The sequence below is a fragment of the Rhizobium sp. 1399 genome (genome assembly GCF_031455475.1).
Lineage (GTDB): Bacteria > Pseudomonadota > Alphaproteobacteria > Rhizobiales > Rhizobiaceae > Rhizobium.
Map to the genome: position 1 here is coordinate 149,870 of NZ_JAVDSU010000016.1, position 14,511 is coordinate 164,380.

Annotated in this window: 13 protein-coding genes and 1 pseudogene; 4 read left to right on the forward strand and 10 right to left on the reverse strand. The window is 57.6% G+C overall.

Annotated elements, in window-relative coordinates; genetic code table 11:
• Positions 1 to 8 precede the first annotated feature (8 nt).
• From J2X71_RS33225 to J2X71_RS33240, 4 genes are all read right to left on the reverse strand, one after another.
• Complete coding sequence (locus J2X71_RS33225) at positions 9 to 1,217, reverse strand: amidohydrolase/deacetylase family metallohydrolase (RefSeq protein ID WP_310389129.1); 1,209 nt, start codon at positions 1,215 to 1,217, stop codon at positions 9 to 11.
• Positions 1,218 to 2,087 (reverse strand): ABC transporter permease, encoded by an 870-nt coding sequence (locus J2X71_RS33230; RefSeq protein ID WP_310389131.1) that lies wholly within the window; start codon positions 2,085 to 2,087, stop codon positions 1,218 to 1,220.
• Positions 2,087 to 3,028 (reverse strand): ABC transporter permease, encoded by a 942-nt coding sequence (locus J2X71_RS33235; protein WP_310389133.1) that lies wholly within the window; start codon positions 3,026 to 3,028, stop codon positions 2,087 to 2,089. Before J2X71_RS33235 ends, J2X71_RS33230 begins: the two co-directional genes overlap by 1 nt.
• 78 nt (positions 3,029 to 3,106) lie before the next feature.
• Entirely contained in the window at positions 3,107 to 4,633 is a 1,527-nt protein-coding gene (locus J2X71_RS33240) for an ABC transporter substrate-binding protein (RefSeq protein WP_310389135.1), read from the reverse strand.
• A 421-nt stretch (positions 4,634 to 5,054) separates the two neighbouring features.
• Here J2X71_RS33240 and J2X71_RS38190 point away from each other — a divergent pair.
• From J2X71_RS38190 to J2X71_RS33250, 3 genes and pseudogenes are all read left to right on the forward strand, one after another.
• Positions 5,055 to 5,150 (forward strand): annotated as a pseudogene (locus J2X71_RS38190) (carboxylesterase family protein); the annotation flags it as partial.
• Between the two features lie 734 nt (positions 5,151 to 5,884).
• Positions 5,885 to 6,331: a pyridoxamine 5'-phosphate oxidase family protein gene (locus J2X71_RS33245; protein ID WP_310389137.1), complete on the forward strand. Its 447-nt coding sequence runs from the start codon at positions 5,885 to 5,887 to the stop codon at positions 6,329 to 6,331.
• Positions 6,332 to 6,399: 68 nt separating this feature from the next.
• The gene (locus tag J2X71_RS33250; protein WP_310389139.1) at positions 6,400 to 6,732 is read left to right on the forward strand and encodes a hypothetical protein; all 333 of its coding nucleotides are present in this window, start codon (positions 6,400 to 6,402) and stop codon (positions 6,730 to 6,732) included.
• A 435-nt stretch (positions 6,733 to 7,167) separates the two neighbouring features.
• Here the strand turns inward: J2X71_RS33250 and J2X71_RS33255 are convergent, their stop codons facing one another.
• Positions 7,168 to 7,995, reverse strand: coding sequence for an SH3 domain-containing protein (locus tag J2X71_RS33255; RefSeq protein ID WP_310389141.1), 828 nt, complete (start codon positions 7,993 to 7,995; stop codon positions 7,168 to 7,170).
• A 296-nt stretch (positions 7,996 to 8,291) separates the two neighbouring features.
• Between J2X71_RS33255 and J2X71_RS33260 the strand changes: the two genes are divergently transcribed.
• Positions 8,292 to 8,657 carry a hypothetical protein gene (locus tag J2X71_RS33260; protein WP_310389143.1) on the forward strand — a complete coding sequence of 122 codons (366 nt, stop codon included), beginning with the start codon at positions 8,292 to 8,294 and terminating at the stop codon, positions 8,655 to 8,657.
• Positions 8,658 to 9,310: 653 nt separating this feature from the next.
• On the opposite strand, the gene J2X71_RS33265 is transcribed toward J2X71_RS33260, so the two are convergent.
• From J2X71_RS33265 to J2X71_RS33285, 5 genes are all read right to left on the reverse strand, one after another.
• On the reverse strand, positions 9,311 to 10,381 hold the full coding sequence (locus J2X71_RS33265) for a lipocalin-like domain-containing protein (protein ID WP_310389145.1): 1,071 nt from the start codon (positions 10,379 to 10,381) through the stop codon (positions 9,311 to 9,313).
• A complete protein-coding gene (locus tag J2X71_RS33270) occupies positions 10,371 to 12,779 on the reverse strand; it encodes an FtsX-like permease family protein (protein WP_310389147.1) in 2,409 nt (802 codons plus the stop codon). The genes J2X71_RS33265 and J2X71_RS33270 overlap by 11 nt, the downstream gene beginning before the upstream one ends.
• Positions 12,776 to 13,435 carry an ABC transporter ATP-binding protein gene (locus J2X71_RS33275; protein ID WP_310389149.1) on the reverse strand — a complete coding sequence of 220 codons (660 nt, stop codon included), beginning with the start codon at positions 13,433 to 13,435 and terminating at the stop codon, positions 12,776 to 12,778. The genes J2X71_RS33270 and J2X71_RS33275 overlap by 4 nt, the downstream gene beginning before the upstream one ends.
• 268 nt (positions 13,436 to 13,703) lie before the next feature.
• Entirely contained in the window at positions 13,704 to 13,970 is a 267-nt protein-coding gene (locus J2X71_RS33280; RefSeq protein WP_310389151.1) for a hypothetical protein, read from the reverse strand.
• A gap of 31 nt (positions 13,971 to 14,001) precedes the next feature.
• Complete coding sequence (locus tag J2X71_RS33285; protein ID WP_310389153.1) at positions 14,002 to 14,316, reverse strand: hypothetical protein; 315 nt, start codon at positions 14,314 to 14,316, stop codon at positions 14,002 to 14,004.
• Between the last annotated feature and the right edge of the window lie 195 nt (positions 14,317 to 14,511).

The following is a 14,511-nucleotide window of genomic DNA, read 5'->3' on the forward strand; positions in this document are numbered from 1 at the left end:
TTCTGGTCTTACCGGTAGGAATAACCGTGGCTGTGGCGCACCAGCTTGCGGGCACGCGGCACGTAGCGGCTGGAGGTGAATGCCTCGTTGCCCAGCACCGCATATCGCGGCTCGAAGAGCTTCTTCAGCACCGAGACGTCGCCATTGGAATCGGTGGCTTCGAGGTCGGAATCGACGAGATCGAAGATCGTGAACTCGGCGGCAGCACCAACACTCAGACGGTTTTCCATCGACAGCTTGATGACGGATGCCGGCGCATGGGTCACAGCATGGATCACCTTGTCGAAGGGCATGCCGACCGACAAGAGCTTCGACATGGTCGTTGCCAGATCCCAGACCGGGAAGTTCATCGAATGACCATGCAGGTCGGTCGAGATCGAATATGGCAACAGGCCACGGGCGATTGCCGCTTCCGCCACCTTGAAGGAGAAGGAGGCACCGCCATGGCCGATGTCGAGGCGGATGCCTTCAGACGCGCAGCGCTCAGCGAGATTGAAAAGGTCTTCGTCCTCCATGATGCTCGAACCGGCCTTGCCGTTGAAGCAGTGGGTGACGACATCGCCGGGGCCGAGGATTTCCAGCACTTCATCATAGAGCGCCGGCGGTTCGCCGACATGCACCATCATCGGCACCTTGAGAATCTTGGCAATCTTCTTGCCGAGCTTGACCGGGGTAACACCCCAGGAACCGGTGATCACGTGGCTGGCGCGCACCTTGATGCCGACGATGTGCTCGCTGTTTTCAGCGTAGCATTCGAGGATGCGGTCGAGGTCGATATCCCTGATGTCGCGCAGTTCCGCAACACGATTGCAGGCAACCAGGCCGATGGAACCGAGATTGAGGAAAGCCTTGATGCGTTCCTTCGACGGCTCGATGATATATTCGCGGAAACCGTGGAAATTGGCCTCACCGGCAGAACCGGCATCGACCAGCGTCGTCACGCCACGCTCAACGCCGCATTCGGACGGGCGGATGGAGATGTCGGTGCCACCATGCCAGATATGCACATGCAGGTCGACCCAGCCGGGCGAGACGAAGGCACCCTTGCCGTCGACGCGCGCCACGTCATCGGCCACAGCCAGGGACGGGCCAAGCTTGGCAATCTTGCCATCGGCATCGACCAGAATGTCGATTGCCCCATCTGGCGTGCCGGCACCGAAGCCAACAGGCTTTACGTTGGTGAGGAGGAGCGGCTTGCCCACTTTTTCACCGGTCATTTAGAGGTCCTTTCGAAGTTTGGGATCGAGCATGTCGCGCAGACCGTCACCGACCATCTGGAGCGAAAGCACGGAGAGAATGATGGCGACGCCCGGAAACAGCGTCATCCAGTCGGCCTGACCGATATATTGCCGGCCAGCGGCAATCATCGTGCCCCAGGTCGGGATTTCCGGGCTGACGCCGAGGCCGAGGAAAGAAAGGCCGGCCTCGGCGAGCATGGCGCTGGCAAAGAGGAAAGTCGCCTGCACCATGATCGGCGAGAGCAGGTTCCTCAGCACATGACGCGTCATGATATGGAAGGTCGAGATCCCCAGCGCTTGTGCGGCCTCGACATAAGGCAACTCGCGGATAACAAGCGTCGAGGCGCGGACGATGCGGGCTAGACGCGGTGCATAGACGATCGAGAGCGCAATGATGACAGTCGTCAGCGAGGGGCCGAGAGCCGCGACAAGCGCAATCGCCAGCAGGATATCCGGGAAGGCCATCATCGCATCAATCAGGCGAGCGATTGGAGTGTCGAGTTTCTTGAAGAAGCCCGCAAGCAGTCCGAGCGTGACCCCGATCGCCGCCGAAAGTGCGACGACCGCGACGCCGACGAGCAGCGACAGGCGGCCGGCGAAGATGGTGCGCGACAGCACATCCCGGCCGAACTCGTCCGTGCCGAAGAAATATGTCCCGCTCGGTGGCTTCAGACGGTTGATGATCGAGAGCTTCGACGGCGAATAGGGTGCAACCCATGGCGCCAGGATCGCCACCAGCACGAAAATTGTGAGAATGAGCAAGCCAACGGCGACTGTCTTGCGCTTCATGAACTGGCGGAGGAACTTGCGGCCTTCACTTTCGGCCGGCTTGATCGCGATATCCGTCATCAGTAGCGCACCCTCGGATCGACGAGCAGGTAGAGCATGTCGATCGCAAAATTGATCAGGACGTAGAGCGCGGCAATCACCAGAAGCGCTCCCTGGATGACCGGATAGTCGCGACGCAGGACGGCCGAGACGACTAGATTGCCGACGCCCGGAAGACCGAAGACGGTCTCGGTCACGACCGCACCGGATATCAGCACGGCGGCGGTGAGGCCGAGAACGGTCAGGATCGGAATCAGCGCATTCTTCAGGGCGTGCTTGAGGATCACCCTGCGTTCGATCAGCCCCTTGGCGCGGGCCGTGCGGATATAATCGTCTCCGAGAACGTCGAGCATCGAGGCGCGCGTGAAGCGCAGAATGAGCGCCGAGGAGACGATGCCCAGCGCAAATGCAGGCAGCGTCAGGTGATACATGCGGTCGAGGAATGTCGAGCCCGGCCCGCCGTATCCTGAGACAGGAAACAGTCCGAAGCGGACGGCGAAGACCTGCATCAGGATGAGGCCGAGCCAGAAGCTCGGAATGCTGGCGGCAAACATTGCAAGCGTGGTTGCCGCCTGGTCGACGAAGGAACCTCGGCGATAGGCGGCATAAATGCCGATCGGCAGCGCAATGAGGCTGGCGATAACAAGCGAGAAGATCGTCAGGAAGAAGGTCGGTTCGGCGCGATCGAGCAGCGCCGAGGTAACAGGCATATTGAGGAAGATCGACTGTCCGAGATCGCCCTTCAGCAACTGGCCGATATAATAGAGATATTGCACGCCGATCGACCTATCGAGGCCAAGGCTGGCCCGCAGATCGGCGATGTCCTGCGGCGTCGCATCGGGGCCGAGCATGACGGCAGCCGGATCGCCGGGGGTTACGCGCACGATGACGAAGACGATCGTGACCACGAGGAACATCACGACAACCATGCCAAGCAGGCGCTGAAAAATGTAACGTATCATGAAGTCTGTCCCGGTGCCGGGCGGGCACGATGGAAGAAGGATACCGGCGCAGGCGCACCGGTATCCCGCGATTGAGCATTACTTCTTGACGGAGGCGTTCCAGAAGTACGGCCACGGAGCCGGGTCGACGCCTTCGAGCTTGGTCGATTTCGCCGACACGGCATTGAAATCGCCGATCTTCATGTAAGGCAATTCGTCATACATGGCCTTCTGAACGTCGGCCCAGAGTGCAATGCGCTTCTGCGGATCGACCTCGGAAGTGAAGGCATCGACGACAGTCTTGCGCGCCGGCGTATCCCACCAGCCGGGCGAGCTGGGCGACAGCGAACCGATCAGTGCCGGTTCCGGCAGGAAGGGGCTGTGGGTGATGTAGATGTCCCAGAGCTTCGGATCGGTGCGGCGCTGTGTCAGCGTTGCCCAGTCGACGACCTGCAGGTCAACGGCAAAGCCCGCTGTCTTCAGGTATTCGGCGGCAACCTGCGCCATCTTGTAATGGAATTCGTACTGGCGGCTGGTCAGAATGCGGATCGGCTCGCCATTGTAGCCGGCCTTCTTGGCCGCTTCGGCGGCGCCTTCTGGATCGGCGACATTGTAATTGCCTTCGACGCCTGCATTGGTATTCCAGACGTAGGGCTTAGGATAGATGTCGCCGTCGAGCGTATAGAAATCCGTGCTGCCGAAAGCGGCGGCGAGCATGTCTTCCATGCTGAGCGCCTGACGGATTGCCTTGCGGACTTCGACATTCTTGGCAAGGCCTTCCTTCGTGTTGAAGACGAAGACCGGATAGCCGAATGGCTTCAGGATGACCGGCTGCGACGCGCTTGATGCCTTCAGTTTGTCGAAGGATTCGACCGGGATCGAGTCGACATAATCATACTGGCCGGAAACGGCCGCCTCGACGCGGGTGTTTGCATCCGGAACCGGCACGAAGCGGATTTCGTCGAGATACTGGTGGCGCGCGCCGCCGTAACCGTCGCTCTCGCCATCGCGCGACTTGTAGCCATCGAAACGGACGAGCTGGATGTACTGGTCCGCCTTGCGCTCCTTTAGCATATAGGGGCCGGTGCCGATGAATTCCTTCATCGGTTCATCCTGCTTTTCGGCGGGGATGATGATGGCGGCGGAGTTGTTGAAGGCGAGCAGCGAGGTCAATGGCGCATAAGGCTGCTTCAGCGCGATCTTGACGGTCGCCGGATCGACGGCGGTGATGGAGTCGATGAAGCCTGCGACCTGCTTGCCGCGCGAGGCAATCTTCGTCCAACGGTTCAGCGAGGCGACGACGTCTTCAGACGTCATGTCGGAATTATCGTGGAACTTGATGCCGGTGCGCAGCTTGATCGTATAGGTCTTACCGTCGGCGCTGATTTCCGGCAGGCTTTCAGCCAGAAGCGGCGTGACATTCCACTTCTTGTCGAAGGTGTAGAGCGTTTCGAAGATGTGCTGCGTGACGATGCCGACGAGGTCGGCAGTCGAGGACATAGGGTCAAGCGTCGGCGGCTCGCCGATCGTCGCGACGTTGATAACGCCACCCTTTTCCTGAGCCAGCAAAGTTGTCGGCAAGGCGACCAGCGCAGTGCCGAGAAGGAATGCGACAAGTGTCTTCATTTCATACTCCCGGTTTAATGTTCCACAATTATGTTATATCGGTTTTTATAATAGAATAACGACGGAAGTGGTCCTGTCAATCGGGAAAGTGGCTCCATTGTTGAAATGAATAGGTGCGCGGACGGATGGTGCAAAACACGATTTGTTCTTCCACCCGGTGCGACCTTACGCGCACGATGCCCCTGTTGATTGGAGCAATCTCGGCCTTTTTTGAGTACAATGATGCAATTTTAGTACCCAGAACGCTGTGGGTCTTGCGCCAGAATGAGCGGCGGCTGTTACATCCTTCGCGCCCGGGCGACTTCGCTGATATGTTCGGCGGCAGCAGCGGCTTTTGTGCGACGCGACACTTTGTTGATCAGCTCCCAGAGGAACCGCTCACCTGAAAGTTCGGGCTCAACCACACCTACTTGCCCGCGCGACCATCGATTCTGGTCAACTCGAGGGAAGCACGTCGCACGGCATCGTCAGCTTCAAGGGCATTCCTTATGCCGCACCGCCCGTCGGTAATCTGCGATGACGTGTGCCAGCCTCCTGCCATTGGACGGGGACGCCCAAATCATCGTTAAGTCCGATGACGTCTGGATACTACATGCGGCCGTCTTCAAAGGAAGCACAACCGGATCGGATCCGAACGGCCGGTGCCAACTCGGCATTTTTACAATGATCCTTGATTTGCCTCAATGCACTAATCGAATTGAAGATCATCCTAACAGTTTGGATGAACGCATCCATCTTCAGGAGCGATACTATGCTGAGAGCAAAGCGCGACAGTATCGGTGGCCCGCAAGGCAGCGCGATACCGTCTTTGGGAGAATTTGAGGGCCGTGCCTTCGTTCTCCGGGTGATGGCGACTGTTTCCCTAACGAGGCTATTGAGGCGTCGTGATGCCAACGGCCAAACCGAGCTCATAAAGGCACTTCAGCGCACTATCGAACGAAAATGTGCGCGGGCGAAATTGCCTGGCGCTGATATCGCCGCTGCTTCGAAATATGCAAAAGAGATGTTTGACGAAGCTCTGGATAGGGCAGGTAGATCTGCAGCTCCAAGGCAGTGAGGTCCTGAGCCCTGAGTAGGAAAGGGCAATCAGGCAGTTGTCGCCGACTTCAGGATCCGACGTCATCACGTCAATCAGTCTTGATTACCGCGTCACCGATATCGCTTCAGGCGGACACTCGAACCGCCGAAATCCATGGAGCCGGCGGGCCTATCGTTACCCGTCGAAGATCCATATAACAAGGTACAGCAATTATGAACATTCGGGAAATGCCATACAAGGAGTGTATTGCCGTCGTTAAAAGACAACGGCTTGCAAGGTTGGCATGCGCTCACGCCGACATCCCCTATGTTGTCCCTGTTCAATATGCATGTGCCGATGACAGGCTGTATATCTTCACTTTGCCCGGCAAAAAATTGGAGATCATGAGACAGAACCCAAATGTTTGCGTCCAAATTGACCAGCTCAAAAGCAAGCACTCTTGGAAAAGTGTAATTATCGACGCGAGATATATTGATCTTGAAGGCGACGAAAGTCGCGAAGAGAAGCATCAGGCTTGGTCTCTGCTCGCGCGACGTCTCGATTGGTGGGAGCCAGGCGCTTTGAAGCCGCCATCCAGATGGACAGATGCAGTTGCAAAGACGCACATTTTCTTTGCGCTCGATATAGTCGATGTAAGCGGCCGCGCCACGGCAAGCTAACCGAGGGAGATTTCGCGAAGTGAAGAAAGCAAAGAGCCGCTTTCTCGTCTGACCAAAGGATTTCTGCCATGCCAAAAATTGAAGGCCAAAATTCTGGCGACCACAGTATTGCCACTGCACCAACAAGTGGAGAGATTGAAGCTCGTCTTCTTGTTCTCGAGCTCATCGCTTTGAGTTGCTCGATAAGGTTGCTTAGTCTCCACGACGGACAGGAAACGGCAGACTTGACCGCAGATATACTGCGCGGCGTCGAGATTGCCGGCCGAAATCTGGGGCTTCATTTCCGAGACATAGTCGATGCGCAAAACTACGCGGAAGATTTGTTGAGAGATGCTCAAGTCCAAGCGGATGGTCTTGAGGACATAAAACATGCATGCCTAAAACTGAAAGAGGAAAGGTAACGATAATTTTGGGGGAATTAAAACTCAGATTTGATGAAGAACGTCAGCAGTTGGCCGCCCGATTTCATTTTTATAAGGACGCTTCATCGCAAACTTAGTGGAACGTTACCGCGCAGATGCTGCCTGAGGACGGCGGGAGGGTAGCGAGCTGTTCGATAGGCGATGCAGTCCGCCTTATAAGGCGCTCAAGATCACCAGACGTCAAATCCCAGCGCTTCCCACCATCTTAGGTCGACGCAATACAATTCCTTGGCTTTTCGTGCCGAGAATGTCTCACTCCTAACCAAACAAAAGCGACCTGAGCCCCGTAGCGTCATTTGTTGACCGCGAGACGGGGCCCTTACCGACTACGTGAGCAATTGCGGGAGCGCGACGTAGTTCGTCACCGTAGGCTCCCGCAAAAGAAAGGGGACGGCAAAAATGCGCCCTTATAAATCAGTTGTTGCAATTCGGATCCCCTGGATCGCAGGCGCCACGTGGTCTCCTACGGTCGTTATCCGGCCCGCGGTTATCGCTTCCCCGGCGCATGTTGCGGTTATCGCCGTCGTCGTTGCCCCGACGCTGAAAATCACGTCGGTCACGGTTGCCGCCATCATTCCCGTCGCGGCGGAAATCCGGCTGGCGATCGAATTGCGGGCGCCGGTTCTGGTCACCAGTGGCGTCCGGCCTGCGGTTATCGCGATCGCGATTGAAATCAGGTTGACGTCTCTGGTCGCGATTGAAGTCCAGGCGCCGATTGGCATCCGGGACCCTGTCAAAGTCGGGCCTGCGGTCGAAATCGGGGCGCCGGTCAGCGTCCTGGCGTCGATCGAAATCAGGACGCCTGTCGAAGTCGCGGGGCGGCGGCGGGCGGTAAAAGTCCGGGCCGCGACGCCAGCGGTCTCGGTCGCGGTAGAAATCACGGTTGCGGTAGTAGCGGTCCCAATAGTTGCCAACGCTAAAAACCACCGTCGGAATTCCAAGCGGTCGATAGTATTCCGGGCCGACATAGACGCGGCGACTTTGATAGACCGCCTGAACATAGCGACCAGCGACCCAGCCGCGGCCGCCGTAGAATTCGACGTCACACCACGGAACATCTGCAAGACAGCCGTGGATTTCGACAGATTCGCCGACCGGAATCACGGCGACTGCGGGGTAGCTGGTGCTTGGACCGGCACGCATGTTGACGTTCGCCGTGGAATAGCCTTCGGCGGCTTCACCTATCGCGGGTGCCAGCAAAAGCAAGCCAGTTGCCGCAATCTTAAGAAGGGCATTTCTCACATTCAACTCCCTATCGGCGCGGTTCTGCCGTCACCATGAGCTTCGCTGGACGGCTTCCGCCACTATAAAATAGTTAAGCGGAGACAGCCGTTTAGGAGGCGTCTCTCATCCAATTTGTCTTGCAATGATTTATAGCGCCGCGCCGATGAACGCAGCTTGAACGTGGCATGAGATTGCTGCTTGGTTTCGCTCCTCATGGCGCGTGGCGCTCCAGCGTTTGCGATTGCCTCACGTCGCGGGCATATTGAAATACGCTCCCAGGATCACGATCTCAGATTGGCAATCGGAGCCCTGAAATGCTGTACCTCCTCCCTGCCCTGTTCGTCATTGCCTGCGCGATTTACGTGGGAAGATACTATGTAATCAAGGCGCGGCTCACTCAGGCCGTTCTTGACGAAGCAATTGCACGGAAGCTTTCCACATCTCCACTGAACCTAGAGGTGATGCACTTGAGGGAGCAAAACATGGTGATGCGCAACCTCCTCCTGGATATGGTTGAGAACGAGGCTTCCTTTGAGACCGACCAGCCAAAGACGGAGCAAGCTCGCGCGTTCAGCGCCAGGATACAGCGGCGGCGGGAGATCTTCGGAGAAGCCGTATTCGTGCTGCAGCAAGGAGAAAGACCCCAAGCATCAAATCAGAACCTTAAGATTCCCGGTTAAGTCACCGCTCGCAAAACAGACGAATGCTGCATCGCTCGGTGCCGTGGCGAGACAGTTGTGGTAACCCCTCGGTCGGTGGCCATCGGGAAATAGAATTCAGGCGTACCTATTGCCTGACAATGCATTCAATCCAGTGCGTCAGGTGACGAAGGCCGCTGTATAGCTTTCGTCAGGATTCGCGGCGATACCGACGGGGACCAACTTCCCGCTACTGTCGTTTCGTGCGAACCAGGTCGCCGAGGCCTGTTGCAACGCTGACAAGATTGTCAGGAAGGTCGTCACCATTTGTCGCACATCACGACCGAACCGGATGATTGGCTTGACGGAAATGTGGGAGCGCCCAATGTTCGAAGATGATCGAGTGCGAGAGCTATAAACTCTGATTATTGAATTAAGGCGGCGACGCGATTGCAAGACGCTCGACCTCCGAACAGGTGGTATCGACACGTCATGAGGCTTATCGCCGTAATCTTTTCGGAGATGAACCGGGGCGCCGGTTCGGAAAACTGAACCGTCCCTCTCTCTTTGCAGTCCCATCTGGTCGGCAAGCTTTTTGATAACTTTCGAACTCGATCATTACGGCTTCGCTCAGCACCAGTAGGCCGGGTTTGTCTAGCGGACTGATGTTCCCCACATCCAATCTAAGCCCGCCTTCAATATCCGGTCATCTCCAAGTAACCTACCCCCGACACGCTGCCTTCGAAGGCGATTGGGCCCTCCCAGTACGGCGTGGACGTTGCCATCCATGACTGATCGTTCAACGGACCGGTGGTCACGTCAAACGACTTTCCCGGAACCTGGATGCGCCAGGCTACTGGCATGTCGCGGCCCGCCACCTTTGCCCGTCGCACCGGCTGAATTTGGAGGTCGTCCTTCGAAAGCGGTGTACTGTGCCCATCAGCCGAAATCCAGTTTGCCGAAATGAAACCCTCTTTGTCGTCACGCAGCCTGAAGGCCATAACCTTTTCGCCCGTGTTGAGATGCAGAGAGAACCAGTCCCAACCGGTTTGATTGCTCGCAAGTGGCTGAGACGACCATTCTCGATCGAGCCACGCCTTCCCCGCAACTCTCAGCTTCGCTCCGGCGAGTTCGATCGCCCCTGACACCTCATAGAAGGGCTGCGAATAATAGTAACTTGCCTGACCCTTCGCGGACTTTACCGAAAATCCCTGATCTCCCTGCAAGACAAGGGGGCCCGTTGCCTTCAGGTCAAGGCTGTAGCTAAAGTCTGTACCGTGAGCGGCGAGCTGGAGATCACGAAGATCATCGGAGGCCGGCGGCCCGGCCTCTTTCATCTTCCAATCGTCGATCCAGGCCTCGAACGGCGCGGCGACAACTCCTGCTTGGCCGACACCTCCCCGGCCCAGACGTTCCGCTACGTAATGCTGGTGATCCGTAGTGACCGCCGCATGGCCGATCCAAATCTGCGGATCCTCAAAACCCTGGCTATCACCGGGTCCCAGAGCTGATCGGAACAACGTCCACTGCGCTCCGTAGCGTTTGCCATCATCGCCTTCAAGATTGGCTGTCACATACCACCATTCGATGCGAAAATCGGGATGGGTGCCGTGATCGGCTGGGAACGAGAGAACGTGCCCTTGACGGGGAACGGCGAAACCCTCCGCGTTGGTGCCGAGCCCAGCGAAGCCTTGGGATCGACTGCTTTGAAGCGGAACCACAACTGAAAGTGCCGCCAGTGCAAAAACCAGCATCTTAGCGTTCATTGGAGAAAATCCTGAGTAAGTCGGCCGGATTAATGATGGCCAGGCGTCGAACCGGCACTGCAATGGACACAAGAGCAGCCACGAGCGCGATCGCCCCCAACCACAACCAGTCCAAGGGGAAAACCGTCATCGGGAGACGCCAGCCAAACGCCTCTACGTTCACGATCGCCAACAACACCCATGCCAATCCAAGGCCGACCGGAATCGCGGCGACGAAGGTGGCGAGCCAGAGCGCCAATGTGCGGCCAACCTCATAGAGCGCAAGGTCGCGCCGTCGAACGCCCATTGCCCAGACCGGGGCAAGTTGAGGAAGCCGTATCGCTGAAAGCGTCAGCAAGCTGGAGAACATTGCAAATCCGGCCACCCCAAGCGTCAAGACGTTCAATGCTCCGGTGACGGTGAATGTCTGCTCGAAAACCGCCCTGGATTGCTGCTTGAGCGAAGCTTGATCGACAATGGCGGTTTCGGGGAGTCCGAACTCGGTAACGAGCTGCCGCTTCAGATCTTGAGCGCGTTCAGGCGGAGCTCGCACTCCATAACGAAGCTTGGAGACATCGGGATAATGTGCGACCAGAGCGTCTATCCCGACGATCACCTGTCCCTTCGGATTACCATAATCCGAATAGATCCCGACGACGGTGGCGTTCCAGCCACCTGGCATGTCGATCTTTTGACCCAGTCTGACGGCGCCGCGTCGCCACATTTGCTCATTGATAAGAGCGCCCGTCCCAGAGGCGACCGCGTCCCATACCTTTGGGTCTGCCACGAGCAAGGGCCAATGGTCTCGATAGGTCGCATCGTCAGCCACGCCAAAGATTTGCAACTGCTCCCCCAGAACATTGCCCTCAATGCTCCAGATCGGCAAAACCGCCGTCGCATGTTGAGGAAGCCATCCTCGAAGCCGTTTGGCCTCATCTTCATCCTTGGCCGTGACATAGAGTTCCGCCGCCAGCCGCTGGTCCAGCCATCCAAGGAAAGTCAACCGGAAGCTGGAAACCATGGTCCCCACGCCGATGTTTGCCGACAGTGCGAGCAGGAGAGCCATCAGCGCGAGCGACAAGCCAGGCAGCTGCAGGCGGGTATCGGCCCAGAACCATTGCGTCAGCGCGTTGCGAGAAACGCGTTCAGCTACGGTAAGGCCGGTGGCGAGGAGACTTGGCAACAAAAGAGCGGCACCAAGCAGCAGGCACCCCAGCACCGCAAATCCCATCACGAAGCCCGGACCCACCAATGCCAGGATCGAGCCGAGACCAAGCAATACCCCTCCGATTCCGGCTTGAAAGATAAGCGCCCTCGTCGACGCTCTGGCCCAAGCTCTCGGCTGGGCAGCGGCCAGGATCGGCAACCTCCAAACGTGCCAGAGGCTTTGCGCCGATGATAAAGCTGTCCCGCCAAGCGCGATCGCCAATCCGGCCACCCACCACTGCGGACGGATCGACAAGGAGCCAGGCACGCTGGCGCCATAGAGGCCCTGGAGAGTTGTCGCCACGCCGGGCATCAACGCCGACGCAATAAAGTAACCCAATATGACACCAAGGAACCCGGAGATCAGTGCTATCCCTGCAAGTTCGATTACCAGCATTGCTGTCAGCGCGACAAGTGAAACTCCAAGCGACCGTAACGTACGAAAGGTTCCTCGCCTCTGCTCAAACGCCAAGCCGGTCGCCGAATACACAATGAAAAGTCCGACGACAAACGATAGGAAGCCGAACGCCGTAAGATTGAGATGGAAACTATCCGTAAGGCGAGCAACATCCGGTTGATCGCGGTTCTCGCGCACCACGACCTCGGGGGCGATTTCATCGATTGGATCCAGTCCTGGCCTTTGATCTTCCGCGACGACCAGTCGACTTATCCGCCCGTGTGCCTGAAGCAGCCGGTCGGCGATCGAGATGTCCACGAAGGCAGCGCCGTCCGGCACCCTGTCCGAAAGTTTTAAACCCATGTCGGACATGCCGCGAAGCATATCCGCCGTCGCCGCCGAGACAATCAGCTGGCCTGGGGCGGAGAGGAAGCTGAAAAGGTCGGAGCCGTCAGCGATAGACGCCACTTGACCTTCCTTTGGCATGCTGAGCGGGTCGACGCCGATCAGCCTTATCCGCGTGGTGCCGAAGCGATACATGCCTTCGACGACCGGCGATACATTCCAGCCGGCCCGGCGTAATTTGCCATATGTTTGGATGGAAATCCCGCCGCCGTCACTGGATACGATTTGCGCCAAAGCGGCCTGTTCCAAGACGGAGGCGGCTCGGGCGTAGCTAGCGCGAGCTTCGGCGTTGATGGCTTGCACACCGGACCAAAGCGCAGTCGCAAGAGCGATCCCCATGACGAGCGTCAGGAGTTGCAATGGCTTTCGCCGCCAGTGCGACAGCAACGCGGTGAAAGCAACGATTTTCAATCGGCGATCCTCCCGCCACGAAGGACAACTTTTCGGTCGAGACGGTCCGCCAGCCGCGACGAATGGGTTACGAGAAGTAGGGCCGACCCCGCGGTACGCGCGAGTGACAACATCAGGTCAAGCACGGCGTCGCCGGTGGTCTCGTCCAGATTGCCAGTCGGCTCGTCAGCCAGGATGAGACGCGGTCGTGCCGCTAACGTTCGCCCAATTGCCACGCGCTGTTGTTGCCCGCCGGACAGCTGCTCGGGATATCGAGTGAGATAGGTCTCCAAGCCCAATTTTTTCGTCAGGGTCGCCTCCCAGGCCGCGTCGTACCTGTCGGCAAGCTTGGCGTGAAACGAGATGTTGGCGCCCACGTTCAACGATGGGACTAAATTGAACTGCTGAAAGACGAGGCCAACCTGCGTTCGCCGATACCTGGCACGCTCGATATCACTGAATGCAGCGAGATCTTGCCCTTCCATCATCACCGATCCACCATCCGGATGGTCGAGGCCGCCCGCCAGATGGAGAAGTGTACTCTTGCCGCTCCCAGATTCACCCGTCAGCGCGACGCTTTCGTTGGGTGCGACATCCAGGTCGATGCCCGTTAGAATGTCGATTATCCCCTCGGCGGTGGTGTAGGATTTGCGAACGCCAGATAGGGACAGGATCATCAGAAGCTCACAATGCGGCTCATCAAGGCGATATCGAGTGCAGCGCAGAACGCCGAAAACGAAATTCGAAAGATTTATACTAGATGCACGGCCACTGGCACTCCATTAGAGGCATCCAGCTGGTCGATTGACACAAAAGGCACCGGTCCCGCCGGTGTTGGCCGTGTGGCACGCCAAGCAACAGCAAAGTACCAACGGCGCTGGGTTAGTTCATCCAGCCTTTCCTGATTTCGTTGGCACCACACCCCTTTTGCGCACTCGCAGCACATCAGACCGACGATTTCGGCCTAAAGAACCTATCAGCTTCGCTCATCGCATTCTGTGCGGAACCGTACAGTTTGCCTATCGCATCGCGCATTTCGGAAAACGCCTGCACTGTTCGCGGCGAGATGTAATCGCCTCTGGCTTCGGCGTTAAGCCGCAAAGCTCTCTCGCAATCGGCGGCGATTTTATCCAGCTCCGGGGAAGCCCTATAGAGCCGTTCTAAAATGGCGTCGATGTCGCCCTTGGCGCGTTCAGACATTCGTTCTGACATCAAAACCTCACCGCTGTGTGGCGCATCACTCTTAAAGCAGCGTTCCCTGCCCGTCTTCGTCAATCACGGCTACATCCAAGTCGCCACGACGGCGAAGTTCCATCTCCGCACTGAAGCGGACATCGGTATCGCGATCGCGAGCGAACACTTGCAATATCGCAATATCCCGTTGATCCCAACTCTTGCCGCGCTCGGTGCCAGAAGGCACTCGTGGCAACAGTCCCGGCTCTCGGCTCCATTCCACCAACTGCTCGAAGGTGGACTCGTTCAGCATGTCCCGCAGATGGTGTGCGGTCACGTACGCGTCGGGCATCGCGCGATGGGCGGGAAGGCCGATCGCGTGCATACATCATGATAACCTCCCATAAGGCCTTCACTTATCCACGCAAAATGGTGCTCTATTCGTTGCGAGGACACAAGCGTGGCAGATCTGCAGTAAAAGCTCTGATGATGTCCCTAGAGGTGGTGTAGGTCGATAGCGGTGGTCATCGGCTTTTTCCGGTAGGGTTGGGTTGTTCAAGCACAACCTTTTGGAAAGACC

Excerpts from the sequence above, each read along its gene's own strand:
- J2X71_RS33240 (WP_310389135.1), bottom strand. The coding sequence starts at position 4,633 with ATGAAGACACTTGTCGCATTCCTTCTCGGCACTGCGCTGGTCGCCTTG.
- J2X71_RS33260 (WP_310389143.1), top strand. The coding sequence starts at position 8,292 with ATGCTGTACCTCCTCCCTGCCCTGTTCGTCATTGCCTGCGCGATTTAC.
- J2X71_RS33230 (WP_310389131.1), bottom strand. The coding sequence starts at position 2,087 with ATGACGGATATCGCGATCAAGCCGGCCGAAAGTGAAGGCCGCAAGTTC.
- J2X71_RS33245 (WP_310389137.1), top strand. The coding sequence starts at position 5,885 with ATGAACATTCGGGAAATGCCATACAAGGAGTGTATTGCCGTCGTTAAA.
- J2X71_RS33285 (WP_310389153.1), bottom strand. The coding sequence starts at position 14,316 with ATGCACGCGATCGGCCTTCCCGCCCATCGCGCGATGCCCGACGCGTAC.
- J2X71_RS33275 (WP_310389149.1), bottom strand. The coding sequence starts at position 13,435 with ATGATCCTGTCCCTATCTGGCGTTCGCAAATCCTACACCACCGCCGAG.
- J2X71_RS33250 (WP_310389139.1), top strand. The coding sequence starts at position 6,400 with ATGCCAAAAATTGAAGGCCAAAATTCTGGCGACCACAGTATTGCCACT.
- J2X71_RS33235 (WP_310389133.1), bottom strand. The coding sequence starts at position 3,028 with ATGATACGTTACATTTTTCAGCGCCTGCTTGGCATGGTTGTCGTGATG.
- J2X71_RS33225 (WP_310389129.1), bottom strand. The coding sequence starts at position 1,217 with ATGACCGGTGAAAAAGTGGGCAAGCCGCTCCTCCTCACCAACGTAAAG.
- J2X71_RS33280 (WP_310389151.1), bottom strand. The coding sequence starts at position 13,970 with ATGTCAGAACGAATGTCTGAACGCGCCAAGGGCGACATCGACGCCATT.
- J2X71_RS33265 (WP_310389145.1), bottom strand. The coding sequence starts at position 10,381 with ATGAACGCTAAGATGCTGGTTTTTGCACTGGCGGCACTTTCAGTTGTG.